The sequence below is a fragment of the Vibrio rumoiensis 1S-45 genome (assembly GCF_000286955.2).
Taxonomy (GTDB): Bacteria; Pseudomonadota; Gammaproteobacteria; order Enterobacterales; family Vibrionaceae; genus Vibrio; species Vibrio rumoiensis_A.
In genome coordinates, this window is record NZ_AJYK02000010.1 from 1 (window position 1) to 592 (window position 592).

General features: G+C 42.4%; 1 protein-coding gene. It reads right to left on the reverse strand.

Translation table 11 applies throughout. From position 1 onward, the window contains the following. Nucleotides 1–134 precede the first annotated feature (134 nt). Entirely contained in the window at nt 135–551 is a 417-nt protein-coding gene (locus A1QC_RS01945) for a GNAT family N-acetyltransferase (RefSeq protein ID WP_017023689.1), read from the reverse strand. Between the last annotated feature and the right edge of the window lie 41 nt (nt 552–592).

Below are 592 nucleotides of genomic sequence, written 5' to 3' on the forward strand. Positions count from 1 at the left end.
CAGTGGGAGTCATACCAACGCCGCATTAAGGTGTGAGCAACGCTACCACCAAACTAAACCATACCACCGTAAACACGAAACCCAACGATGGAATGAAAAATGCCAAGCGTTGGGAATCACTCTTAAATGCTTTGTTATGTGATAATTTCACTACCACGCTCCAACACCCAACAACGCTCGTTTTTGGTGTAGCCAATTTGTCCATAATAGTCATTGGCTGCCGGTGCGGCGATTAAAAACAGTTTACATGTAGGCTCAATTTGAGCTTGAGTTTGAACTTGTAAATGCTTGCCTATTCCCGACCTTTGGTACGATTCATCAACCGCTAGGTCGGACAGATAACAACAATAATGGAAATCCGTAATAGAGCGAGAAATACCAACCAGTTTAGGACCATCCCAAGCAGTGATTATGAGATTACTATTGTCCAACATACCGTTGATACATTCGATATTTTCTATTGGTCTACGCTCTCCCAACGTCGAGCGCTTAAGCAAACCAATAAACTCGTCAGCTGAGATCTGTTGGTTAACTTTGTATTCAATATTCAATGTGACCTCCTTATCACATAGACATAATGACTCCCACGAAG